This window comes from Sporosarcina sp. P20a (assembly GCF_002743175.1).
Classification (GTDB): Bacteria; Bacillota; Bacilli; order Bacillales_A; family Planococcaceae; genus Sporosarcina.
On the sequence record NZ_PDYT01000024.1, the window covers coordinates 19,993 to 42,002 of the forward strand.

The 22,010-nt window shown below is 42.2% G+C and carries 24 protein-coding genes; 14 read left to right on the forward strand and 10 right to left on the reverse strand.

Translation table 11 applies throughout. The annotated features are described in order from the left end of the window. Positions 1–105: 105 nt before the first annotated feature. Both CSV72_RS16790 and CSV72_RS14360 read right to left on the reverse strand, forming a co-directional pair. Positions 106–258 (reverse strand): hypothetical protein, encoded by a 153-nt coding sequence (locus tag CSV72_RS16790; RefSeq protein WP_158232229.1) that lies wholly within the window; start codon positions 256–258, stop codon positions 106–108. 44 nt (positions 259–302) lie between these two features. Then, the gene (locus CSV72_RS14360; protein WP_099678919.1) at positions 303–506 is read right to left on the reverse strand and encodes a YheE family protein; all 204 of its coding nucleotides are present in this window, start codon (positions 504–506) and stop codon (positions 303–305) included. Positions 507–590: 84 nt separating this feature from the next. Between CSV72_RS14360 and CSV72_RS14365 the strand changes: the two genes are divergently transcribed. Further along, positions 591–983: a ferritin family protein gene (locus CSV72_RS14365; protein WP_099678920.1), complete on the forward strand. Its 393-nt coding sequence runs from the start codon at positions 591–593 to the stop codon at positions 981–983. Position 984: 1 nt separating this feature from the next. Here the strand turns inward: CSV72_RS14365 and CSV72_RS14370 are convergent, their stop codons facing one another. Beyond that, complete coding sequence (locus CSV72_RS14370; RefSeq protein WP_099678921.1) at positions 985–1,764, reverse strand: helical backbone metal receptor; 780 nt, start codon at positions 1,762–1,764, stop codon at positions 985–987. A gap of 173 nt (positions 1,765–1,937) precedes the next feature. On the opposite strand from CSV72_RS14370, the gene CSV72_RS14375 reads away from it, so the two are divergent. The 4 genes from CSV72_RS14375 (at position 1,938) to CSV72_RS14390 (ending at position 5,927) form a co-directional block, all read left to right on the forward strand. Further along, entirely contained in the window at positions 1,938–3,095 is a 1,158-nt protein-coding gene (locus CSV72_RS14375) for a DUF445 domain-containing protein (protein ID WP_099678922.1), read from the forward strand. 11 nt (positions 3,096–3,106) lie between these two features. After that, positions 3,107–3,457 (forward strand): YlbF/YmcA family competence regulator, encoded by a 351-nt coding sequence (locus CSV72_RS14380; RefSeq protein WP_099678923.1) that lies wholly within the window; start codon positions 3,107–3,109, stop codon positions 3,455–3,457. Positions 3,458–3,518: 61 nt separating this feature from the next. Further along, positions 3,519–5,027, forward strand: coding sequence for a coproporphyrinogen III oxidase (locus CSV72_RS14385; RefSeq protein WP_099678924.1), 1,509 nt, complete (start codon positions 3,519–3,521; stop codon positions 5,025–5,027). A 114-nt stretch (positions 5,028–5,141) separates the two neighbouring features. Continuing rightward, on the forward strand, positions 5,142–5,927 hold the full coding sequence (locus CSV72_RS14390; protein WP_099678925.1) for an enoyl-CoA hydratase: 786 nt from the start codon (positions 5,142–5,144) through the stop codon (positions 5,925–5,927). A gap of 68 nt (positions 5,928–5,995) precedes the next feature. Here CSV72_RS14390 and mgsA read toward each other — a convergent pair whose 3' ends face one another. Both mgsA and CSV72_RS14400 read right to left on the reverse strand, forming a co-directional pair. Beyond that, positions 5,996–6,409 carry a methylglyoxal synthase gene (mgsA, locus tag CSV72_RS14395; RefSeq protein ID WP_099635359.1) on the reverse strand — a complete coding sequence of 138 codons (414 nt, stop codon included), beginning with the start codon at positions 6,407–6,409 and terminating at the stop codon, positions 5,996–5,998. 164 nt (positions 6,410–6,573) lie between these two features. Then, positions 6,574–6,759, reverse strand: a complete 186-nt coding sequence (locus CSV72_RS14400; protein WP_029054126.1) for a YhzD family protein — start codon at positions 6,757–6,759, stop codon at positions 6,574–6,576. A gap of 187 nt (positions 6,760–6,946) precedes the next feature. Here CSV72_RS14400 and CSV72_RS14405 point away from each other — a divergent pair, with 187 nt between their 5' ends. The 5 genes from CSV72_RS14405 to yhaM all read left to right on the forward strand — a co-directional run bounded on the left by CSV72_RS14405 (position 6,947) and on the right by yhaM (position 14,747). After that, positions 6,947–7,846, forward strand: coding sequence for an ABC transporter ATP-binding protein (locus CSV72_RS14405; RefSeq protein WP_099678926.1), 900 nt, complete (start codon positions 6,947–6,949; stop codon positions 7,844–7,846). Beyond that, positions 7,839–9,098 carry an ABC transporter permease gene (locus tag CSV72_RS14410; RefSeq protein WP_099678927.1) on the forward strand — a complete coding sequence of 420 codons (1,260 nt, stop codon included), beginning with the start codon at positions 7,839–7,841 and terminating at the stop codon, positions 9,096–9,098. The genes CSV72_RS14405 and CSV72_RS14410 overlap by 8 nt, the downstream gene beginning before the upstream one ends. 654 nt (positions 9,099–9,752) lie before the next feature. Next, positions 9,753–10,955: a metallophosphoesterase family protein gene (locus CSV72_RS14415; RefSeq protein WP_099678928.1), complete on the forward strand. Its 1,203-nt coding sequence runs from the start codon at positions 9,753–9,755 to the stop codon at positions 10,953–10,955. Position 10,956: 1 nt separating this feature from the next. Further along, a complete protein-coding gene (locus tag CSV72_RS14420) occupies positions 10,957–13,809 on the forward strand; it encodes an ATP-binding protein (RefSeq protein ID WP_099678929.1) in 2,853 nt (950 codons plus the stop codon). After that, the gene (gene yhaM, locus CSV72_RS14425; RefSeq protein ID WP_099678930.1) at positions 13,809–14,747 is read left to right on the forward strand and encodes a 3'-5' exoribonuclease YhaM; all 939 of its coding nucleotides are present in this window, start codon (positions 13,809–13,811) and stop codon (positions 14,745–14,747) included. Before CSV72_RS14420 ends, yhaM begins: the two co-directional genes overlap by 1 nt. A 1,333-nt stretch (positions 14,748–16,080) precedes the next feature. On the opposite strand, the gene CSV72_RS14435 is transcribed toward yhaM, so the two are convergent. After that, positions 16,081–17,037, reverse strand: coding sequence for a peptidylprolyl isomerase (locus CSV72_RS14435; protein ID WP_099678932.1), 957 nt, complete (start codon positions 17,035–17,037; stop codon positions 16,081–16,083). A gap of 159 nt (positions 17,038–17,196) precedes the next feature. On the opposite strand from CSV72_RS14435, the gene CSV72_RS14440 reads away from it, so the two are divergent. Beyond that, the gene (locus tag CSV72_RS14440; RefSeq protein WP_099635583.1) at positions 17,197–17,298 is read left to right on the forward strand and encodes a YjcZ family sporulation protein; all 102 of its coding nucleotides are present in this window, start codon (positions 17,197–17,199) and stop codon (positions 17,296–17,298) included. A 43-nt stretch (positions 17,299–17,341) separates the two neighbouring features. Here CSV72_RS14440 and CSV72_RS14445 read toward each other — a convergent pair whose 3' ends face one another. From CSV72_RS14445 to CSV72_RS14460, 4 genes are all read right to left on the reverse strand, one after another. Then, positions 17,342–17,527 (reverse strand): hypothetical protein, encoded by a 186-nt coding sequence (locus CSV72_RS14445; protein WP_029054118.1) that lies wholly within the window; start codon positions 17,525–17,527, stop codon positions 17,342–17,344. 86 nt (positions 17,528–17,613) lie between these two features. After that, positions 17,614–18,177, reverse strand: a complete 564-nt coding sequence (locus CSV72_RS14450; RefSeq protein ID WP_099635584.1) for an HTH-type transcriptional regulator Hpr — start codon at positions 18,175–18,177, stop codon at positions 17,614–17,616. Between the two features lie 190 nt (positions 18,178–18,367). Next, positions 18,368–18,724: a YtxH domain-containing protein gene (locus CSV72_RS14455; protein WP_099678933.1), complete on the reverse strand. Its 357-nt coding sequence runs from the start codon at positions 18,722–18,724 to the stop codon at positions 18,368–18,370. A gap of 195 nt (positions 18,725–18,919) precedes the next feature. Continuing rightward, on the reverse strand, positions 18,920–19,345 hold the full coding sequence (locus CSV72_RS14460; RefSeq protein ID WP_099678934.1) for an HIT family protein: 426 nt from the start codon (positions 19,343–19,345) through the stop codon (positions 18,920–18,922). A 121-nt stretch (positions 19,346–19,466) separates the two neighbouring features. Here CSV72_RS14460 and CSV72_RS14465 point away from each other — a divergent pair, with 121 nt between their 5' ends. From CSV72_RS14465 to CSV72_RS14475, 3 genes are all read left to right on the forward strand, one after another. Then, on the forward strand, positions 19,467–20,213 hold the full coding sequence (locus tag CSV72_RS14465) for an ABC transporter ATP-binding protein (protein WP_099635587.1): 747 nt from the start codon (positions 19,467–19,469) through the stop codon (positions 20,211–20,213). Continuing rightward, complete coding sequence (locus CSV72_RS14470) at positions 20,206–21,408, forward strand: ABC transporter permease (protein WP_233191310.1); 1,203 nt, start codon at positions 20,206–20,208, stop codon at positions 21,406–21,408. Before CSV72_RS14465 ends, CSV72_RS14470 begins: the two co-directional genes overlap by 8 nt. Before the next feature lie 192 nt (positions 21,409–21,600). Continuing rightward, positions 21,601–21,858: an IDEAL domain-containing protein gene (locus tag CSV72_RS14475; RefSeq protein WP_099635589.1), complete on the forward strand. Its 258-nt coding sequence runs from the start codon at positions 21,601–21,603 to the stop codon at positions 21,856–21,858. The last annotated feature ends 152 nt before the right edge of the window (positions 21,859–22,010 follow it).

Consider the following 22,010-nt stretch of genomic DNA (forward strand, 5'->3'; position numbering starts at 1 on the left):
TCTGATTAATTTTGTTGTTTTTTCAAATCTTTAAAATTCTTTTAAAAAAGACTGAAGACCAAGTCCTTTTTACAGGGACAGTGTCTTCAGTCTTAGGCAATAATTTTACTCGCCGTACTGTGGTTGAGTTTCTTTAAAGGCATTTTGTTCGTTGGGGATGCGGCTTTTGTCTTCAAAGACGTTTTCAGTTTTTTGGTTTTGTACCTTTAAACGCTCTTTTTCTAACTGTTGTTTGCCTTTTGATTGCTCTTTGCCCATAAAAGCACCTCCTCTAGTTAGAGGATGGTCGATTTTGGAGGATCTCATTCATAGACGTGGAAAGTCATGAGGTCATGGACCATTAATAATACTTTTTCTTCGTCTGGCGGTGTGCCGTTTGTCCAATTAATCGTGCCGTCTTTATGGTAATCGCCTTTGTATTGTTTGTTTTGATAATAGAATGAGATGGTCCAGCCTGGTAGATCAGTGTCTTCGAACATTTTTTTATGACTGAAGTGTTGTAGCATCTTGTTTTCTCCTTTATTGTGCCAGTAGTGATATCCTGTTCGTTCGTTTCATAAACTGACCAAAAGGAACGAAAGGATGAGTGTGTGTTTGTTACTCAACTACGTAATGCAGTCGAGGAAAAGTATAAGTCGTATTTTTATTATAAGTCCATGTATCAGCTGACGACTGATTTGCTATGGCAGGAATTCATTCGCCATGCGTATGAGGATGAAAAAAGTCATTACGAGATGTTTCAGCAGTTGCATTATATAATGACGAAAGAGTTTGTGCCAAATCCGAAAAAACCAGCGCCTTGTACGAATTTGAAAGAATCAGCCAAAAATGCGTTAGTTTATGAACTTGAAGCAGTAGAACAATGTAAGGAAATGTTTTTGACGATTCCTTTTGAAGAGGCATACGATCCAATTTTCATTGCGTTACATGATGATATGGAGCATGCGATTCGAATGTCTACCATATTCAATGGAGCAAATTAAATCAAACGTCGAAAGAAATGTGTTTGAAATACTTGGCACCTTCAAGCATTCGAACCCCATACCAAAACATTTCGCCATCAATTAGCTGGATCGCTGAATCGGGTAACATTTCTTGGAACTGAACTTGTTGTTTATCTTTAAATGGATAGGGTTCAGATGATAGCAATACTAAATCTAGATTGGCTTCCTTGAATTGTTCTTCCGTTAGAGCTGGATAGCGGTCAGTTGATTCTGCAAAAGGTGTGATGAAACCGAGTTCTTGTAACAACGAGTTGATATAGGTGTCTTTGCCGGCAACCATATACGGTTTTTGCCAAATGACATAAGCAACTCGCGCAGCAGGAAGAGTGGGGAGTGCCGTGAATGCTTGCTTGATTTCCGTGACAAGAGACTCTGACTGTTGCTCACGATCAGTCAACAATCCCATATCGGTAATCATTCTATAAGCTTCTTCGATCGTCTGCACTTCCGCTACATATACCGGATAGAACTCGGAAAGAATTTCGACCATCTCTTTTGTGTTTTCTTCTTTTTCCATAATAATTAAATCAGGTTGGACTTCATGTATCTTTTCCAACTTTAAATCTTTCGTTCCTGCAACTGCGGGAACGTTCTTGGCCTGTTCAGGATATATACAATATCGTGTGCGTCCAACAATTTCTTTCTCAAGTCCAATTCCAAATAATGTTTCCGTAATACCAGGACATAATGTGACGATTCGTTTAGGTGGGAAATTATATACAACGGTTCTTCCCAAATGGTCGATCATTTCTTTCTTCAATGAAATGTGCGCCTCCTTTGTCGGTGTGTGAAAACGTAGGATCATAGTCAGTAATACTCTACTTGCAACGTACCTGAACGGCTATCAAATGTAAAGTCAGAAATCTCCGCCTCTAATTGCTTTTCATTCAGCTGGTTTTTGTTATAATTGGAACGAAGACCAAGTGGAATAAGGTGAAGCGATTGAAAATAGTGCTAACTATTTTGTTCATGGCGTTTATTGGCGCATTAATTGGTGGAGTAACGAATCATCTGGCGATTAAAATGTTGTTTAGACCACATGAAGCAAAATACATTGGGAAAACTCGTTTGCCGTTTACACCCGGCTTGATCCCGAAGCGCCGAAATGAATTGGCGACTCAGCTTGGTAAAACGGTGACAAATTATTTGCTGACACCTGACCTGTTCCGGAAAAAGATGTTGACACCTGGAATGGAAAAGCGTGTCGAAACATTTGTCCAAAGTAAAATGGATAAATACATCCTGCAATCAGATAAGACGTTGAATGACTGGCTCAAGCTTGCGGGTGCTGACAAACTTCCTGAACAAGTGGAAGACAAGTTGGTCACTCTGATCGATCATCAGTTAAATGAGATGAAAGCGAAAGTGACAACAGGTACAGTGGAAGAAGTCATGCCGCTTCGTTGGCAACAACAAATCGAAGAAAGAATTCCTTCAGCTTCTGACTTTGTACTACTACGCGCAAGTCAATTTGTTGATTCGGCAGAAGGAAGACAGACATTTCAAAAGCTGATTGATGATTTCTTGGCTTCAAAAGGAACATTCGGCGGCATGCTCAATATGTTTTTCGGAGAATCGGAGTCGCTTGTCGGCAAGGTTCAACGGGAAGCATTGCGATTTATAGAAGCACCTGGAACAAAAGATTTATTAGATAAGCTGATTTGGAAAGAGTGGAAGAACGTTCAGCAACAACCGATGGAACAGTTGACGTCTGGATTCGATTTTGATAGTGTGTTTGCTTCAGTGAGAAAATATGCACTCGATCAATTGGCACTACATGAAAGACTCGATCACAGCTTGTCACATTATTGGCCACAAGGTTCCACATGGACGGCTGATAAGGTTACACCACAGATTGTTAGCTTTTTATTCGCACAAGCAGAAGCGCAGCTTGAACAATCTTTAAAGAAGCTAAAACTGGATGAATTGGTGAAAGAGCAGGTAGACACGTTCCCTGTGGCGGTTCTAGAAGATCTAGTTCTCGGTATTTCACGTAGAGAGTTTAAAATGATTACAGTTCTAGGCGCATTTCTAGGTGGTATCATTGGAATTGTGCAGGGGATTATTGCACTTACACTAAATGGATTGTAGGAGGAGATAGTATGTCAGTAAACATTTATGATGATATGAACAAATTGGAATCTACTTTACGCAAGACGGATGAGTATATAGCGGTGAAAACAGCAATGGCCGATGTGAAAGGTGACGAGCATGCACGTGCATTGTTCGAAAGCTTCCGCGAAATCCAAATGAATTTGCAACAGAAACAAATGGCGGGTGAAGAGATTGAAGGAGACGAGCTGGAGCATGCACAGAAAACAGCACAACTTGCTCAAGAAGATCCGAAAATCTTGGCTATGCTGACTGCTGAAATGAAGCTTAGCGAGTTGATTGAAGAAGTAAACCGTGTAGTATTGAAGCCGATTCAAGATTTATATGAAGGATTCAATTAATAGATACATCGAAACCGGCCTTGGCCGGTTTTTTTCAACAGATGGAGAGTAGGAGAAAACGATGCAGCAATTACATGTAAATCAACAGTTCCCCCAAGATTGGATCCGAATGTTTACACATTTGGCCAATTTGTTTTTTGAACAATCTAAAATAGTTACGGATCAGGCAGATGAGACGGCGATTGAGCTACGCTTTACCGAAGAATACGAGGATACGCCAAGTGTAACAGCGGATATTCAGTGGCAAGGTAAGCACTATACGTCACGTTTTGCCGAAGAGGTAAAAGAAACAGAAGAACGCGAGCAATTACGTCAGCGTAAAAGAATGTATTCTCATGTATTGCTAGACGTGTTGGAGCAAGCGACAGGAATGAATCAAGAATGGGGGATTCTAACGGGAATCCGACCTACAAAGTTGTATCATATGTATCGCCAAGACGGTCATACGGTCGATGAAGCGAAGCAATTGCTTCAGCAACGTCATCGTGTATCGGTACGAAAAAGTGAATTGATTGCAAAAATTGCAGATGTTCAACTCAATGCATTGCCAGATTTATATTCATTGAAAGAAGAAGTGAGTATATATATTGGCATTCCGTTTTGTCCGACAAAATGTGCGTATTGCACGTTCCCTGCCTATGCCATTCATCGGAAAAGTGGACGAGTGGAAACATTCCTTGATGGCTTGCATGAAGAAATGCGCGCAATGGGTAAATGGTTAAAAGACCATGATATCCGCATCACGACAATTTATTTCGGTGGCGGAACACCAACGTCTATTGAAGCAGATGAAATGGATGCGCTCTATCAAACGATGATGGACTCATTTCCATATATGGAACATGTTCGTGAAGTGACGGTGGAAGCAGGGCGTCCCGATACGATTACGGTACCGAAACTTGAAGTACTGAAGAAGTGGGGCATAGATCGCATCAGTGTCAATCCACAGTCCTATACGGATGAAACGCTGAAAGCAATCGGTCGTCATCACACTGTGCAGGAAACAATCGATAAATACTGGTTGTCTCGGGAGCAAGGCATGCGCAATATTAATATGGACTTAATCATTGGTTTACCGAATGAAGGCCTTGAAGAATTTGAACATTCATTAGCTGAAACAGAAAAGATGCAGCCGGAATCTTTGACGATCCATACCTTGTCGTTTAAACGTGCGTCTGAAATGACACGCAATAAAGACAAGTATCAAGTAGCTGATCGTGAAACTGTAGGAAAAATGATGACACGCGGAGAAGAATGGTCACGCGATAACGGCTATATTCCGTATTATCTTTACCGCCAGAAAAACATTTTAGGAAATCTTGAAAATGTTGGATATTCAAAACCAGGTGAAGAAAGTCTCTATAACATTTTGATTATGGAAGAAGCGCAGACCATTATCGGTTTAGGTTGCGGCGCTTCAAGTAAATTCATGGAACCGGCAACAGGCAAGCTGACGCAATTCCATAATCCGAAAGAACCTGGTGCCTATATATTAGGATTTGAAGAAGCTATCGATAAGAAAATAGCGTATTTAGAAGAGTTATTTCCGTCCTCAGAAACAATAAAGTAATGCTGATTCCCCCGTCGCAAAAGTGGCAGGGGATTTTTTTTGTTAAAGTTATGCAAATGCTCTGGTAATTGTGTATAATGTAATGAATGAACAACCATTCATACAAAGGGGGAATTGATTTTGACAAAACAGATCGAAGTGGAAATTGAAGGAAGATTAGCGACGGTAACTTTTAACCAACCGGAAGTAATGAACGCGATGGACGGAGTCATGATGAAAGAATTGGCAGATATCATAGATCAACTAAAAGATAACGCATCAGTACATGTCGTACTGTTCAAGGGGGCAGGTCGAGCATTTTCTGCTGGCGGTAACGTCAAAGCGATGTTAAATCCGAATGGTCCAATGAAAATGGAAGACATCATGGTAGACTTATCGAGATTGGCATTATCTATGTACAGCATGCCACAAATCACAATTGCATCCGTACACGGTGCGGCAGCGGGGTTAGGTTGCAGTATCGCGATTGCATGCGATGTCGTCATCGCGGAAGAGTCAAGTAAAATTGCTATGAACTTCATCGGTATCGGACTCGTACCAGACGGTGGCGGTCACTTCTTCCTGAAAGAACGCGTAGGTACAGCCAGGGCTAAACAACTGATTTGGTCGGGGAAAGTACTTGATGGAAAAAGTGCCATGCATATTGGGCTCGTGGATGAAGCGGTAGCAGACGGTGAAGCTTGGAACACGGCACAACAACGTGCTCAAGTAATCTTGAACTCCCCAACGGCTTCGATGGCAGCAACAAAGAAAATACTCCATGTGGCGGGCATCGCAGAACTCGAGCAAGTACTAAAACTTGAAAGCGAAGCACAAGCGGCCATGCGCTCCACAACGGATCACCGCGAAGGTGTGCAGGCATTTGTCGAGAAAAGAAAACCGAGCTTCACAGGCCGATAAATGACATGCAAAAAGACGCGCTATGAACACTGCGCGTCTCATTTATATCTATGAACATATTTATAGAATTATTGATACTTGGCGGCTGTTTCTCTCCATGAGAAATAGCCTTTTTCTATAGCGCGCAATAGTAACTCCGCTGAAGCTAAGTTCGTAGCGAGTGGAATACCATAGACATCACATAATCGAAGTAAGGCGCTCACATCAGGTTCATGTGGCTGTGCAGTCAAGGGATCCCTGAAAAATAAAATCAAATCAAGCCCACCTGTCGCGATCATAGCACCCATCTGTTGGTCGCCACCAAGCGGCCCCGACATAAGTCGTGTAACAGAAAGATCAGTTTCTTCCATGATGCGTAATCCTGTTGTGCCCGTTGCATAAAGAGTATGTTTAGCAAAAATCTGCTCGTAAGCAATTGTGAAATTGACCAATTCAGCCTTTTTTTCATCATGCGCAATCAAAGCAATGTTCAAACGAGTCACTTCCTTCTACGATTTCTCAACGACCATAGCGTATCACAAAATCCCTGAAAAATCTTGTGCTATTTTTATAAATATTTGTAAAATTGTGCGCAATATATTTTCCTGAGGTTGATGATCATCGTATAAAAAAACAAAATCTCCTAAACAGAGATTTTGTCATGTGTTCACGTATGGAATAATAATAGTTTACCAAGAGGGGAAGCTAGGCGGTGCGTTCGCTCGAGCAAATCTTTTTCTGTCAGCAACTGATGACCTTGTTCTTTTGCGGCGTCATCAGATTCAGCAGTGAAAGTCTCTTCTGTAATCAATGAACCATCTTTTTCGTAAGCTGTAAGTTTGTACGTTTTCATTGTATCGCCTCCATCATCTTTTACTTAGTATACTATGAAATGATTGAAATGAATAATGATTCAGTAAATTATAGCGAAGAAAGATACTGAATGTTAGAATGTCTAAGAAGAATATTTATAATTATGAAACATATTGTCAGTTGAAACGTAGAACGAGATAGAGAGATTAGTAAAGGAGATGAAGGGCATGGCCTTAGAATTGGAACGGGTAACTAAGCGATTTGGCGATTTTACAGCAGTGGATCAGCTGTCATTGACGGTTGAACAAGGAACGATGTACGGATTCCTTGGAGCAAACGGTGCTGGGAAGACCACTACATTCCGAATGATTTTGGGATTATTAACACCGACAGAAGGAAATATTTCTTGGAATGGACGCACGATATCGTATGAGACGAGTCCACTAATAGGATATCTACCTGAAGAACGGGGGCTTTATCCAAAAATGAAAGTGCTGGATCAGTTAATCTTTCTTGGACAGCTACGCGGAATGAAAAAGTCAGCAGCGAAAAGTGCCGCACTTCATTGGTTGGATCGTTTCGAAGTGCCACAAAATACGAATAAAAAGGTAGAAGAGTTATCCAAAGGGAATCAGCAAAAAATACAAGTCATTGCTGCATTATTACATAATCCGCAATTGCTGATCTTGGATGAACCGTTCTCTGGACTTGATCCGGTGAACGTTGAGATGCTGAAAAAAGCGATCGTTGACTTCCGTAATAGCGGGGCAACAATCCTGTTTTCTAGCCACCGCATGGATCATGTGGAAGAGTTATGTGAGCAGCTTAGCATTATTCATCATGGCAAACAGTTAGTTAGTGGAAAGTTACGTGATGTAAAACGTTCATTCGGCAAACAAAATGTCCGGATTCGTGCAGACTTCCCTTTACTAGAGCTAGAAAGCATCGAAGGTGTAACGACCGCTCATCATTCATTGGAAGGTGCAGTGTTTCAAGTAGAGGATGAACAAGTGGCACATACGTTGCTGCAAGCGGCATTGCTAAAGGGGCCGATTCGTCAGTTTGAAATAGAAGAACCATCTTTGCAAGATATATTCATTGCGAAAGTGGGGGATGAGAATGCGTGAGTTTTGGATTATTTTCAAACAAAGTTTTATAACAAAAGCTAAAACGAAGTCATTTTTCATTACGACACTTATTATGGTGGCAGGAATTTTCCTCTTCGCGAATTTACCGAGCATTATGGATAAGGTCGGTCAGATGATGGGCAGCGATGAAGACGACCGTGTACTCGTCGTGGATGAGAGTGGTGTATTGTTTGACCGGCTACATGAACAACTTCAGCTAAATGAGCAAGGAATTTCATTGGAGCTGACGGAAGACTCACAAGATCAGTTGTCAGAGAAAGTCCAATCGGAAGAAATTGAAGCGTTTATGGAATTGAGTTTTGATGCTGAACAAACCATCCAAGCTTCTTATACAACGGGCAGTTTGGTAGATCAATTTTTGCCTTCAGCTCTACAAGATGCATTGCAGAATATTCAAACGGAAGTGAAAGCTGATCAGCTCTCCCTATCCGGTGAACAAGTTTCCGAGTTGTTTGCGCCGATTCAATTTGAAAAGCATAATATTTCCGATACGGCCAAATCAGAGGAAGAGCTGAACCAAGCTCGTGTCTTGGTATATGTATTGATGTTCGTCATTTACTTTGCGGTTATCATTTATTCATCGATGATTGCGACGGAAGTAGCGACAGAAAAGTCATCACGCGTGATGGAAATTCTTATCTCAAGCGTATCACCTGTTAAGCATATGTTTGCAAAAGTGCTTGGAATCGGATCACTCGGGATTGCGCAAATTCTGGTCTATGCAGTATCAGGATTTTTGGCTTATAGACTTTCTTCCAAAGGAGAGGATCATGAGCTATCCGCATTTTTCAGTCTTGAAAACTTGCAAGTAAGCACGCTAGTCTATGCTGTGATTTTCTTCTTGCTAGGCTATTTCCTTTATGCTACTCTAGCCGCGCTACTAGGCTCGCTAGTGAGCCGCACAGAAGACGTTCAGCAAATGATTATGCCGATGTCTTTGCTAATCGTTGCGGCCTTCATAATCGCGGCAACGGGGCTTGGGAATCCAGAGTTGGGCTATTTGAAAATCGCGTCGTTCATCCCATTCTTCGCCCCGCTGGTCATGTTCCTTCGGGTTGGCATGCTTGACCTACCTGTATGGGAGCCGTTGCTATCGATAGGTATCATGGTGTTGACTATCTTGATCCTTGGCTGGTTCGGTGCGAAGGTGTACCGTGGTGGCGTGTTGATGTATGGGCCATCTCGTTCATTGAAGGACTTGAAGAAGGCTATACAGCTTGGAAAGGAATAGGTTTATGTGAAGAGTGTCCCGAGAAGTCACAGTGCTTCTTGGGATACTCTTTTTTGCATGGATTTAAGTTCAAGTGTAAGTGGAGTTAGTGACTATGAAGGGATGGAGGCTCCAGCTGGGGACGCTTTCCGGAGGGCACGCGGTGAGCCAACCAGCTCGCTTTGCTCCCTTTGGTTGTCTCACCTGATCGTGCTGATCCTCCCGGAGTCGCCCCATCTTCCGCCTCCATCCTACTTTTAAAGTGGACGGATGTGGATCACTTACTGGCGATAGATTGTGACTTAGTGTTGCTTTTGAACTCGTTTTAAATACAAATACTGGTCAAGTGATGTTAGGATTCTTGTCTAGATCTAATTACAACTTAAACTTTAATGGACTTCTAAAGGTATCATCCACTTCTATTGTAGGGATTGGAGCGGCAGGCGGCGACTCTGGAAGGATCAGGACGACAGGAGAGACGACCAAAGAGAGTGCAACGAACTGGTCGGTTCACCGCGTCCCCTCCAGAACGCGTCCGCCTAGAGCGCAAATCCTCACCTCAACACAAAGTATCACGTCATTTATTCATTGCTAGAAGCTTTGTTTATCCACCTTCCCTTCGATTGATTGAATATGGTAAAATAGGAACGAGTATTCGTGGAAGAGGTGCAACCTATGGAACCTATCCGTTTTTTACATACAGCCGACTTGCATTTGGACAGCCCTTTTAAAGGCATGGCCGCAGCAGGACCGGAAGAGCTAGCTAGATTGCAGCAGTCTACATTTGCCGCATTCGACCGATTCATAGCCTACGCAGTCAAGGAACGACCGGACTTTATTGTTATTGTCGGTGACCTTTACGACGGTGAAGACCGTAGTTTGCGTGCGCAAATTCGTTTCCAACAAGGTATGCAACAACTTCAAAAAGTGAACATTCCTGTATATCTATCATACGGAAATCATGACCACTTGGCAGGCAGGTGGACTAGAGTTTCATTACCCGAAAATGTTCATGTGTTTTCTGAACAAGTAGAGCAAAAACAATTGATGATCCGTGATGAAAAAGTTTATTTACACGGCTTCAGCTACCCGCAACGCCATGTCAAAGAATCGATGATTAAGCAATATCCGGAAGCAACTGACGGAATACATATCGGTCTTTTACACGGAAGTGTGGCAGGAGATGCAGTGCACGCTGTATATGCACCGTTTACCGTCAGTGAATTACAGGATAAGCACTATCATTACTGGGCGCTTGGCCATATTCATAAGCGCCAAGTTTTATCGCAGGAACCACCGATTGTCTATCCTGGCAATATTCAAGGCCGTCATCGCAATGAACAAGGACGTAAAGGTTTTTATGACGTCTTATTGACTTCTACTAATACTTCCATGAAATTTATAGGCACATCAGATATTGTATTCACTTCATTGATTGTTTCGTGCAAAGGGATCGAATACGCAGATGACTGGATTGCTGCTTGTCAGGAAGCGATTGATCAACTGACAGCTGAAACGGGCAGTGTCGTCATAGAGTTAGTGATGGAACAGACGGAAGGCCTTGCAAAAGACTTGGCTAGAGCTGAATCGGAATGGCTCGATATTTTGCGTGAACAGTATGAAGATATGGAACCGTTCGTGTGGATATCGGCAATTGAATGGCCGCAGATCCGAGATTTAGTAGTCCCGAATTCATTACTGGAACCGGTGAAAAAAACCATCTCCTCTTGGGAAACCGATGACTGGAATGACTTGGTGAAAGAAGTCTACAGTCATAAAGCCGGTCGCTATTTAGAAGCACTGACGCCGGCAGATTTCGAGCGGTTGAAACAGCAGGCAACCACATTGCTGGCGAATGAAATGTTGAAGGAGGGCTAAAATGAAGATCCGAAAAATACTTCTTTATGGATTCGGTCAGCATGAGAATTTGGAAATTGATTTGCGACACGGTATGAATCTTTTGTATGGACCGAATGAAGCGGGGAAGACGACTATTCAGCAAGCCATCCTTCATATTTTATTTGGATTTCCTCAAAAGAATCAACAGGAGCTGCGCTATGAGCCGAAAACAGGTGGTAAATATGGCGGCTGTCTCTATATAGAAGATCAGGCGTACGGTAATTGGATGATTGAGCGGGTGCGTGGGAAATCTTCAGGTGACGTTTTAATCCGTTTTGAAGATGGGCGTATTGCGGAGGAAGAAGAATTGAAAAGGTTATTGAGAGGTTACGACCGACAAGCTTTTGAATCCATTTTTTCATTCTCCTTATTCCAGTTACAAGATCTCGAGAAAATGGATGAAAATGATTTAAGTCGTACATTACTAGCTTCCGGAACGACCGGTCTAGATACGCTTTGGAAAGTGGAAAAGAAGATGGAGAAAGAAATGGGCGGCCTCTTCAAAAAATCTGGGAAAATACCGCCAATGAATAAAAAATTGGCTGAAATCCGTGAGCTTGAACAAGCGATGCAAAAAGAGCAGCAGAAACTATCGACATATGAACCGCTGACTATTCGTAAGCAGGAACTCGACGAGCAAGTGGCGGCATTACGCTTCGAGGAGCAACGTCTGTATAAGCAGTCTGAAGAACAACGAATCGCCATGCAAATCGTTCCCTTGCAGCAACAGCGCAATCAATTGCTTGAACAACTTTCCCACTTGTCGGATGAATTCCCGGCAGCTGGAATCCGGCGTTATGAAGAACTAGCCAGTAAACAGTCAGAATTGCACTTAAAGAAAACACGTCTAGAGAAAGAACAGGCAGAGTGGCAATCGGAATTAATTGATTTACGGCCTGACAATGAACGGCAGCAGTTAGAGCGCTGGGTGGCACAGGAAGCCGAGTGGCATCGGTTACGTACGGATCGGTTTGCTGCCGAACAAGAAATTCGTTTGCTTGAAAAGAAACAACAGCAGTTCAGCAATCGCTTAGGATTAACGGACGATCAGCAGTTATCGATAGGGAAGATAGATGTCTCCATTCAACGTGAACGCCAACTTGAACCGATCCTTGAAGAACAAAAGGAACTGGATCAGCAAGTAAAAGCCATGCAACGTCTATTGGCAGAAGCGGAGAGTGAACGTCAGGAAGCGGAGCAACGAAAAGAACGTACGGACCGTTTGCGATTGACTGAATCTGAGCGAGCCAAACTGGCAAACTGGCCCAAACTGCAACGTCAACTTGCGGAGGCTAAATTCATTGTATCTGCAGCCGATAAACAGGCATCAAATCAGATGGTTCCGATAGTTATTTTGCTCATTGGACTAGCAATCGGGGCATATAGTGTCTTGCAGCAGCAATGGTTGTTCGCAGGCCTCGGCCTAGTAGTTGTGGCGGTCGGTGCCTGGTTATGGAAACAACGGCCTGATTCTGTAACGGACCAGCAATCGTTTATTCGGGATAATGAAGCGTTAGCAGCAGAACTTGAAAAATTGGCTGAGCGTGATGATCTGCAACAGCATGATCAACGGCAAGTGTTAGTCGAAATTGAAAGACTGGATCGCAAACTGCAAAAATACGCGGAAGAAATGGAACAACTGTATTATCAAAAACAACAAGCAGAGAAGAAGTTGCAAGCGCTATTGCAAGATGAACCATTCGATCTGACATTCAATATTCAAGAAAGCTTCCGTTTATTGCGTGAGTACCAGGACGCGGAAATTGATCAGAAAACATGGCAACAACGTTTGCAAACGACAACTCAACAGTTACAGTCGCTGATCAAAGAAGTAGAAAAAGTGCTCGGACCTGTTGCGGAAGAAGGTTTATTCGAAAGAATTCGCCAAGAACTACTTAGACAGAATAGCTTGCAAGAAAAGCATATGAGTAAACAACAAGCAGTACTTGAAATCAAAGAGCAGTTACAAGAAACGCAGGAGCTGTTAGAATCGACAACAGCGGAAATACAAAAATTATTCGACATCGTTGGTGTATCGGAAAAAGAGCAATTTTACACAGCGTATGAGCAAGCTCAAGATGCACAGTTGCTGAAACGACAGCTGAAAGAAGTAGAAGCACAGTTATCTTTATATAGTAAGGAGCCATTAGTAAAAGAATGGACCATACCGGAACTTGAACGACAACGCAGCGAAACGACGAACCGCCTACAAATGCTTCGTCAAGAAGTAGAGACACTTGTAGATGAGCAAGTCAAAGTAGGTCATGAAATCTCACAGATGGGTGCCAGTCAAACGTACAGTGAGCTTCAGCAATTAGTAGAAGTACGGAAAGCTGAGTTAGAAGAACTGACAGAACAATGGGTAATCCGTAAAGCTGTCCGTGAGTCGATTCGACAGACGATGAGTGAGTGGAAAGAACATCAATTACCGGCCGTTCTCATACAGGCCAATAATTGGTTTAGCCGATTAACTGGGAATCGATACGCGACGCTCGGTTTAACAGCGGAAGGGTATTTTGAGGCAGTCACTGTTGAAGGACAATCTTTCATGATCAATGAGCTCAGTCAGGCTACAAAGGAGCAAGCGTATCTATCATTGCGACTAGCGTTAGCGTATGAATTATCAGAGCGCGCACCGTTCCCTATTATCATGGATGACCCATTTGTTCACTTTGATAATGAGCGACTTTCGCGTATGATAGAAATACTTACTGAGTTACAGCCATCTCATCAATTTCTGTACTTTACTTGCCATCAAGAAATGAAATCAAAGTGGTCAAGTGAACCTCATACAATTGAGATTGGACGAAAAGTAAAAGGGGAGATTTACTGATGAAAAAATTACTTGACTATCAAGTCGGCGAAACGATCGACATGTATTTATTGATTAAGCAGGCAACAAAAGGTGTCACACAGCAGGGCAGTCCGTTTATGACGTTGATTCTGCAAGATAAAAGTGGAGACCTAGAAGCGAAACTTTGGGATGCAGGTGAAGAACAAGCCCAGATGTATCAGGGAGCGACCATCGTAAAAGTAGGTGGAGAAGTTCATGAATACCGCGGAAAAAACCAACTTCGTTTGAAAGCAATCCGTCCCGTAAAAGAAGATGAGGGCGTAACGATTGCAGATTTAGTACCATCTGCTGAAAAGAGCAAGGAAGTATTGCTAGATGAATTGATGCAGTATTTCTTTGAAATGAAAAACCCACAAATCCAACGTCTCACTCGTCATTTATTGAAGAAGCATCAGCAAGACTTCGTGTTATATCCGGCAGCTACGAGAAATCATCATGACTACGTATCTGGTTTACTTGATCACGTGGTTTCGATGTTGAAACTAGGTAAGGCGATTGCAGAATTGTACCCAACGTTGAATAAAGACTTGCTATATGCAGGAATTATTTTGCATGATATCGGAAAAGTTATCGAGTTGTCAGGCCCAGTCGGCACGCAGTATACGATTGAAGGGAACTTGCTAGGGCATATTACGATCATGGTCAATGAAATTTCCAAGGCAGCAGAAGAACTGGAGATTGAAGGCGAAGAAGTGATGTTGCTTCAGCATATGGTGTTGTCTCACCATGGTAAAGAGGAGTGGGGCAGTCCGAAGCGTCCGATGTTGAAAGAGGCGGAGATTCTTCATTATATCGATAATATCGATGCGAAGATGAATATGTTGAACCGCGTCATGTCGAAGACTACGCCAGGCGAGTTCTCCGAGCGCGTATTCCCGCTGGATAATCGTTCGTTCTACAAGCCTACGTTTGAATAAGCTAGTGTGTAACGATGCACTAGTAGTTGCTGGGTACTGAATTTTTTTAGGTTGTTGTGTTTAGTGGACTAGCAAACAGAGAAATTGATTGCACTACCCAACTAACAAACGCGTTTGGCAGGATGACTAGGCGGCTGCGGGTCTTTGTCACTTTCTTGAGGGTCGTTGCTCGACTGGTTGTTGGGGATGGAAATTAGTGAGTGTTCGTTTTCTGGACCCGCGCAGGCACGTGGGGGATTGCCTACAGCCAGGAGCCAGCTGGCGGTAGGGCTGCCAGTTGTCTCCTGGCCACGGCCTACCCCGCAGTTGTGCCTGCGCTGCAGAGTGGAATTCATTTATTTTGTGGTTCTAAGAATGATAAATTGCGTAACTTACCCAACCTACAAACACGTTTGTCTGAAAGACTAGGCGGCTGCGGGCCTTTGTCACTTTTCGGTGGGGTCGTGGCTCGACTGGTTGTTGGGGACTGAAGTTAGTGCGTGTCTGCTTTCTGCACCCGCGCAGGCACGTGGGGGGATTGCCTACAGCCAGGAGCCAGCTGGCGATGGTGCTGCCAGTTGTCTCCTGGCCACGGCCTACCCCGCAGTTGTGCGTGCGCTGCTGAGTGGAATTCATTTATTTTGCGGTTCTAAGAATGATAAATTGCGTACCTTAACCAACCTACAAACGAGGTTGGCGGAAAGACTATGCGGCTGCGGCTCTTTGTCACTTTTCGGTGGGGTCGTTGCTCGACTGGTTGTTGGGGACTGAAGTTAGTAAGTGTTCGTTTTTTGGACCCGCGCAGGCACGTGGGGGATTGCCTACAGCCAGGAGCCAGCTGGCGATAGTGCTGCCAGTTGTCTCCCGGCCACGGCCTACCCCGCAGTTGTGCCTGCGCTGCTGAGTGGCATTTAATTTGGTTGTGGTTCTAAGGGGAAGAAGACCCGTGAATTGGTAATACTGATTTTGTACTTTTTGAAAAAGAAGTAGAAGAACTGTCCTACACATACTCTAACGAAGGCGACTGCTGTGGTAGGCGTAGCGATGAGACAAAGACAGGCGAACTTCCTGTCTATGGCTCCCCGCGAAAGCCATCCACCAGCGCCGTAGTGGGTTCAATGGACTTGCCACTGACATAGGCAGCTAAACCACAACCCCCTGGATGAACAGAAAAAGAAAAAGCACGAGCAAGAACCACAACCCAACGCCGCTTATTACGCACCCTTAACAGAAACATAATCCATTCTCACTAACAACAGAACAATGATTCGAAAAGCACTAAGACTCTATTGAAAACACAAAAAAAGGTCTGCCACCGGAAGTTGTAACTTCCAGGGCAGACCTTTTTCATATATTACTTACCTTCTTCAACTTCTACTTCAGCATCATCAGCTGGAGCGTCTTCTGCAGGTGCTTTTTCTTCAACCGGAGCTTCTTCAGCTGGTTGCTCTTCCATCTTGAACAAATCAAGTGAAGCTTTCAAATCTTCATCTTTGATTTTTACATCTGCTGCTTTAACTAACTTCGAAACTTTAGCCAATAACTCATTTTCATCAGCTTTTTCCATCAATAGTTCTTGACGAATTTCAGCTTTCTTTTCATCAGAGATTTTCTTATCATCAGCTTTGCGCTTTTCTTTTACTTCGATGATGTGGAAGCCGTTATCTGATTGAACCGGCTCACTGATTTTGCCTGGCTCTAAGTCGTATGCAGCGTTCCAGAATTCAGGAACCATTACACCGTATGCGAACCAGTCAAGATCTCCGCCTTCATCTTTAGAACCTGGATCAGTAGAGTATTCTTTTGCTACTTTCGCAAAGTCTTCTCCTTTATCCAACTTCTCTTTTACTTCTGTTGCTGTCTTTTCATCTTCAACTAAGATGTGACGCGCGTTGATTTCTGATTGAGATTCTTCAAGACGTTTGTCTAACTCTTCGTCAGAAACCTCAATACCATCAGTCAATGCAGCTTCCTGCAATTTATTCAAACGAATCATTTTCTTGAAGCTTTCAGGTGTTTGACCTTGTTGAGCCAAGAATGCTTCGAAGTTTTCACCGAGTTGTTCTTTGTTTTTATCAAATTCTTCATCTACCTGCTTATCGTCTACGTCATACTTATCATCCAGAACCTTTTCCAAGATGATCATTTGTAGGGCTTGTTCACCGACAGATGTTTTCATTTCTTGATAAAACTCATCTTTCGTTACATCTCCTGCTTTAGACGTCATAACCTTTTCATCGCCGCCACCAGAACAAGCGGATAAAGCTGCAACCGAAGCTGCAAGTGTAAATGCTAACATCTTCTTTTTCATGTAATTAACTCCCCTAATCTAAGTATCGATTCTGTCTATTCTTCAAGTAAACACTATATCATATAACGTATGAAAAACAAAAAGGTTCCATACGTCAAAAACTGCCCAACCGCTTTTTTCTACTTTCGCATAGGATACAATGTGAAAGGGGGTGCCTTCATGAGCGGTTATTCACATGGCGGATCAGGTTCATCAGGCTTTGCTTTAATTGTTGTGTTGTTCATTTTGTTAATTATCGTCGGTGCAGCATACTTGTGCTAAAAAAAAGCCCGCCCCCAGCAATGGGGGTGGGCAATACATAGTGTTAAGCACTAAAGAACACTTCTACATATAAGGATAAAATGAGGATTGTGATCAGAATGTTTACAGTTCGATAAATCTTTGGCTGCTTTTCTTCTGGAATCTCTCTAGATTGGCAAAGAGCAAATGTCATTTTATTTATTTGATATAAGTAGAACAATGAAAATAGAATGGTAATCGCTATAACCATTATAGACCTCCTCTTTCTGCTTCTGTACTATCATAGCAGAATATGTGATCAAAAGGAAAAAACTAAACCGTGTAAAGAGCAGGTGGTTATGACTCTACTTCAGATTTTGTTAGGTAATCATTTGAATCAACATATGTCTTCTCGATGTTCTGAAAACCGCGTTCGAATATGTCCATAAAATCATCTCCATAGATGTTACGCAATACGGACATGACCTCTAGGAATTCAGGAAATTTACCGTAAATATCACGAATGGGAAGAGAACCCTGAAGAACGCTGTAATCTTCATTGTGGTAATTTTCATTCATCCGGATGAGTAACGCTTTGCCTTCTTCTGAAACCGTCACGTATGTATTGCGTCGGTCATCATCTTTTTTCGAGAAGTACAAAAGCTGACGTTGTTCCAACTTTTTCGAGAAGTTAAAGGCGGTTGAGACATGCATTACACCAAATTTCGCGATGTCTGAAATTGTGGCACCTTCCAAATGGTAGGCGATCCACAAAATATGATGTTCATTAATATTGAGTTCATACGGTTTAATCCATTGTTGCCAATCTTTCTCTACAGCTTTCCATAACGCCTTGGACATTTGGGCTACGCGCTGATTGAAGATCATGGCATCTTTACGTGAAATATTTTGATCGGCCATCGAGACACCTGCTTTCTTTCAGTCATTTTATTTATTATACCAAAAAAACAACAAATAAAAAAGACGGAATAGTAAAATAAATCAGTTTGAGTGTATATGCCCATAGAAACAGCTATATTACGGCTGTTTTTACTATGGGTACGTACTCAAAGATTAGCAAGTGAAGAACGGATGCCTAAATGGAAATACGTTAGCGAGTACCAATTGATTTTTCGAGATCATCTAATGCTGTTTGAATTGCAGAAATTTCTTTTTCTAAACGTTTCTTATTGTGTTCAGTCGAGCGCTTCCAGTCTGCTACAGAAACTTTCATTTCTTCGACAGTCTCTGGGACTAGCTCTTTTGCTTCTTTCGATAAATCGGTAACAGATTCCTTTAGATCCGCGACTTGCCCTTTGACATCTTTCAACTTATCCTTCAATTCGAGTGATGCATTTTTGACGCTGTCACGCAGTTCACTGCCAGCTTTTGGTGTAGAATATAGAACGGTTACCGCGGAAGTGACAGCACCTGCTGCCAGGCCAATAAAGAATGTGGACGCTTTCATGTAGAGAACACTCCTTTTGTATAGTTATTATTTTATTAAAGCATGTTCGTACGTAGTTGAGCAAGAAAATGAATGAAATATTATACTAACAAAAGCTTTTTATCTCCATCGTGTGGAGAAATGGACAGAAGAGTAGGATTCAATTCGAGGAATAATGAAAAATGCCGCACTCTTCTGCTCTGTATCCGCCACGTGTTATCGTTGCAGACGCCTTGAAATATTCGTAGCTAATTCAGATACTACATCCATCGGGAACTGCTCTACTTTTGTATCAAATTCGACTTTCAGACCATCTGTTTTATCATAGCGTGGAATTAAATGCATATGGAAATGATAGACGGACTGGCCTGCGAAAGATCCGTTGTTTTGTAATAGGTTCATTCCGGCCGGTTGAAATTCCTCTTTTAATGCATTAGCGATTTTGGGTGCTACTTTAAATAAATTCGCAGCTTCTTCTTCAGTTAATTCATACACATTTTCACGATGTGTTTTTGGGATTAGGAGTACGTGCCCTTTCGTAACAGGCATAATGTCCATAAAAGCAATTACGTGATCATCTTCGTATACTGTTTCTCCTGGAATCGTTCCTTCTACAATCTTGCAGAAAATACATGAGGTCATTTCTACACATCCTTTCATGTTTGGATGTATTGTAGCATATTTTCAGATAGTTAACGAAGGCGGATAAAGCAATTTTACAATTTCTTTGCTAAAATAATAAAAGAAGATAGGGGGAAATATAATGGCAATCCTAGAACTAGAACACGTTACAGGTGGTTATACGCGCAAGCCCGTTTTACATGACCTTTCATTTCAGATAGAAGAGGGGGAGTTGGTCGGGTTAATCGGTCTAAATGGCGCTGGGAAGAGTACGACAATCAAACATATTATCGGTGTCATGAATCCACTTGAAGGAATTATTAAAATTGACGGTGCAACGTTTAGTGATAAGGAACATTACCGCCAATCATTCAGTTATATTCCAGAGACGCCGGTGTTATACGAAGAACTTACATTACAAGAACATTTGGAACTGACTGCGATGGCATATGGTTTGGACAAGCAGCAATTTGAAATACGTACCGAACAATTGCTGAAAGAGTTCCGTATGGAAAAACGCTTAAAATGGTTTCCAGCTCACTTTTCTAAAGGTATGCGACAGAAAGTCATGATCATGTGTGCTTTCCTAGTCGAACCTAAATTATATATTATCGACGAGCCATTCGTCGGATTGGATCCTCTAGCGATTCGCGCATTGCTAGACCAAATTATTGAACGGAAAAATGCGGGGGCTTCTATTTTGATGTCCACTCACGTATTGGCGACGGCTGAGAAGTATTGTGATCGCATTATTTTATTGCACGAAGGCCGGGTGCGTGCGAACGGTACAATGGACGACTTGCGTAAGACGTTCGGGCGACCGGATGCCACACTGGATGACTTATATATTGCAATGACTGAGGAAACTGACCATGAACAACATGCATGAGATATGGGGACAACGGTTCTTCCATTACGTTAATGAACTACAGAAATATATGCGCTATGTATTCACTGGACATTTGGCTATCGTCTTCATGTTTGCCATTGGAGCGGGGGGCTATGCGTATAGTGAATGGCTAAAAGAAGTGCCCGTTACATTCCCTTCAGTTTTCATCGTATCTATCGTCATTGCACTCTTATTAATGAAAGCGGCACCGACTACGTTACTAAAGCCGGCAGATATCGTTTTTTTCCTGCCATTAGAAAATCAATTGCCGAGCTATATGAAACGTTCGATCACTTGGTCGACATTTTCACAACTTCCCTTACCACTAATTGCTATGGTCGTTGCTTTGCCGTTATTAAAAGCAACAGAAGTGGGAACAGGAACGGATTATCTTCTCATTATGTTACTAATCATCGTGTTTAAAGGGCTATTTGTAGGGACTGAATACAGTGTTCGTATTGCGAAGCATAATTTCGTTTGGCCGGATCGTGTGTTACGACTCGTTTTAACATTTCTAACGATTCACTTCGCTCTTACGTGGAGTACGGTTGCAATCTTTATCGGAATTCTGATTGCTATGCTCTATGCGAAGTTTTGGGATAAGAAAGCGGAGCATTTTCCATTTCCGTATGAGCAGTTTATTGAACTGGAACAAAATCGTATGATGCGTTTCTATCGATTTGCGAATTACTTCACGGAAGTACCGCATTTGGTTGGTTCAGTGAGTAAGCGGAGCTGGTTGAAGATTGCTATGAAACGGTCTACATTCAAGCGCAAGGATGTACAAAACTACTTAATCGTACGTACATTTATTCGTACAGATGATACATTTTGGTTGTGGGTTAGATTAACGGCACTGTCTGCGTTGGGTGCGTTCTTAATACCGTTACCAATTGTATCGTTCATTTTTGTAGGAGCTCTAGCGTTTGCGACAGCTGTTCAGTTGATATTGGCGCTTGAAGGTGGCGTCGAATTCACGATGGATCTGCTATTCCCTGAAGAACAGGAAAAATCGCAAATCAAAGCGGTTCGTTTGTTAGTAAGAAAACTGATTTGGCTACAAGCAATTATTCTATTACTGGCGGCATTACCTTTGTATGGACTAAGTATTACACCTCTCTTGATTGCTGCGATCGCACTCATTGTCGGTGAGGCAACGATCCGATTAACTAAAGAGCAAGTAAAAGAAATATGATGTTCGTCCAGAGTAAAGTGTAACTAATGCTAGTAATGTAATTTCTATAACAGAATTGTCTGAATATATGTACCTAGTAAATATTCCTCTAATTATATTAAAGTAATTCAAAAGTTCGAATAGTTAGATTAGTGGTTGCAATTCGTATTCTATTGCATATATAATTACTAAAAGGTATCAGGGGTGAGAGAGATGAACAATAACAACTCATATGCTGAATTTTTGAAAGCGGTAGGTAACAATGGCACTTCTCTCCAAGCGGAAAAGTTGCTGAACGAAATCTATTGGGATCTGTTTCTACAACACATTCATTGGGAACAAACACAATCGCGAATCATGCTGTTGATTGACGATGCGCTGGATCAAAATGACAAAGAAGCATTCGACCTGTATACACAACAATTAATCGACATTTCACAAGAACATGGTTATGAACTAAAAACAAAATAATGTATTCATAGGCACTGCTAGGGCAAAATCCTGGCAGTGTTTTTTTTATTGCATAGAATAACCTCGCTGTGAGTTTCTTTCACAAAGTACAAGGGTACAATAAAGTACATAGAGAGTTAGCTTAAAACGTACGTTCGTTATTTCTTTAGAAA

Bases quoted from the DNA above. Each gene is read 5' to 3' on its own strand.
- CSV72_RS16790 (WP_158232229.1), bottom strand. From the start codon at position 258: ATGGGCAAAGAGCAATCAAAAGGCAAACAACAGTTAGAAAAAGAGCGT.
- CSV72_RS14360 (WP_099678919.1), bottom strand. From the start codon at position 506: ATGCTACAACACTTCAGTCATAAAAAAATGTTCGAAGACACTGATCTA.
- CSV72_RS14380 (WP_099678923.1), top strand. From the start codon at position 3,107: ATGTCAGTAAACATTTATGATGATATGAACAAATTGGAATCTACTTTA.
- CSV72_RS14385 (WP_099678924.1), top strand. From the start codon at position 3,519: ATGCAGCAATTACATGTAAATCAACAGTTCCCCCAAGATTGGATCCGA.
- CSV72_RS14400 (WP_029054126.1), bottom strand. From the start codon at position 6,759: ATGAAAACGTACAAACTTACAGCTTACGAAAAAGATGGTTCATTGATT.
- CSV72_RS14405 (WP_099678926.1), top strand. From the start codon at position 6,947: ATGGCCTTAGAATTGGAACGGGTAACTAAGCGATTTGGCGATTTTACA.
- CSV72_RS14410 (WP_099678927.1), top strand. From the start codon at position 7,839: ATGCGTGAGTTTTGGATTATTTTCAAACAAAGTTTTATAACAAAAGCT.
- CSV72_RS14415 (WP_099678928.1), top strand. From the start codon at position 9,753: ATGGAACCTATCCGTTTTTTACATACAGCCGACTTGCATTTGGACAGC.
- CSV72_RS14420 (WP_099678929.1), top strand. From the start codon at position 10,957: ATGAAGATCCGAAAAATACTTCTTTATGGATTCGGTCAGCATGAGAAT.
- yhaM (WP_099678930.1), top strand. From the start codon at position 13,809: ATGAAAAAATTACTTGACTATCAAGTCGGCGAAACGATCGACATGTAT.
- CSV72_RS14435 (WP_099678932.1), bottom strand. From the start codon at position 17,037: ATGAAAAAGAAGATGTTAGCATTTACACTTGCAGCTTCGGTTGCAGCT.
- CSV72_RS14440 (WP_099635583.1), top strand. From the start codon at position 17,197: ATGAGCGGTTATTCACATGGCGGATCAGGTTCATCAGGCTTTGCTTTA.
- CSV72_RS14445 (WP_029054118.1), bottom strand. From the start codon at position 17,527: ATGGTTATAGCGATTACCATTCTATTTTCATTGTTCTACTTATATCAA.
- CSV72_RS14450 (WP_099635584.1), bottom strand. From the start codon at position 18,177: ATGGCCGATCAAAATATTTCACGTAAAGATGCCATGATCTTCAATCAG.
- CSV72_RS14455 (WP_099678933.1), bottom strand. From the start codon at position 18,724: ATGAAAGCGTCCACATTCTTTATTGGCCTGGCAGCAGGTGCTGTCACT.
- CSV72_RS14460 (WP_099678934.1), bottom strand. From the start codon at position 19,345: ATGACCTCATGTATTTTCTGCAAGATTGTAGAAGGAACGATTCCAGGA.
- CSV72_RS14465 (WP_099635587.1), top strand. From the start codon at position 19,467: ATGGCAATCCTAGAACTAGAACACGTTACAGGTGGTTATACGCGCAAG.
- CSV72_RS14470 (WP_233191310.1), top strand. From the start codon at position 20,206: ATGCATGAGATATGGGGACAACGGTTCTTCCATTACGTTAATGAACTA.
- CSV72_RS14475 (WP_099635589.1), top strand. From the start codon at position 21,601: ATGAACAATAACAACTCATATGCTGAATTTTTGAAAGCGGTAGGTAAC.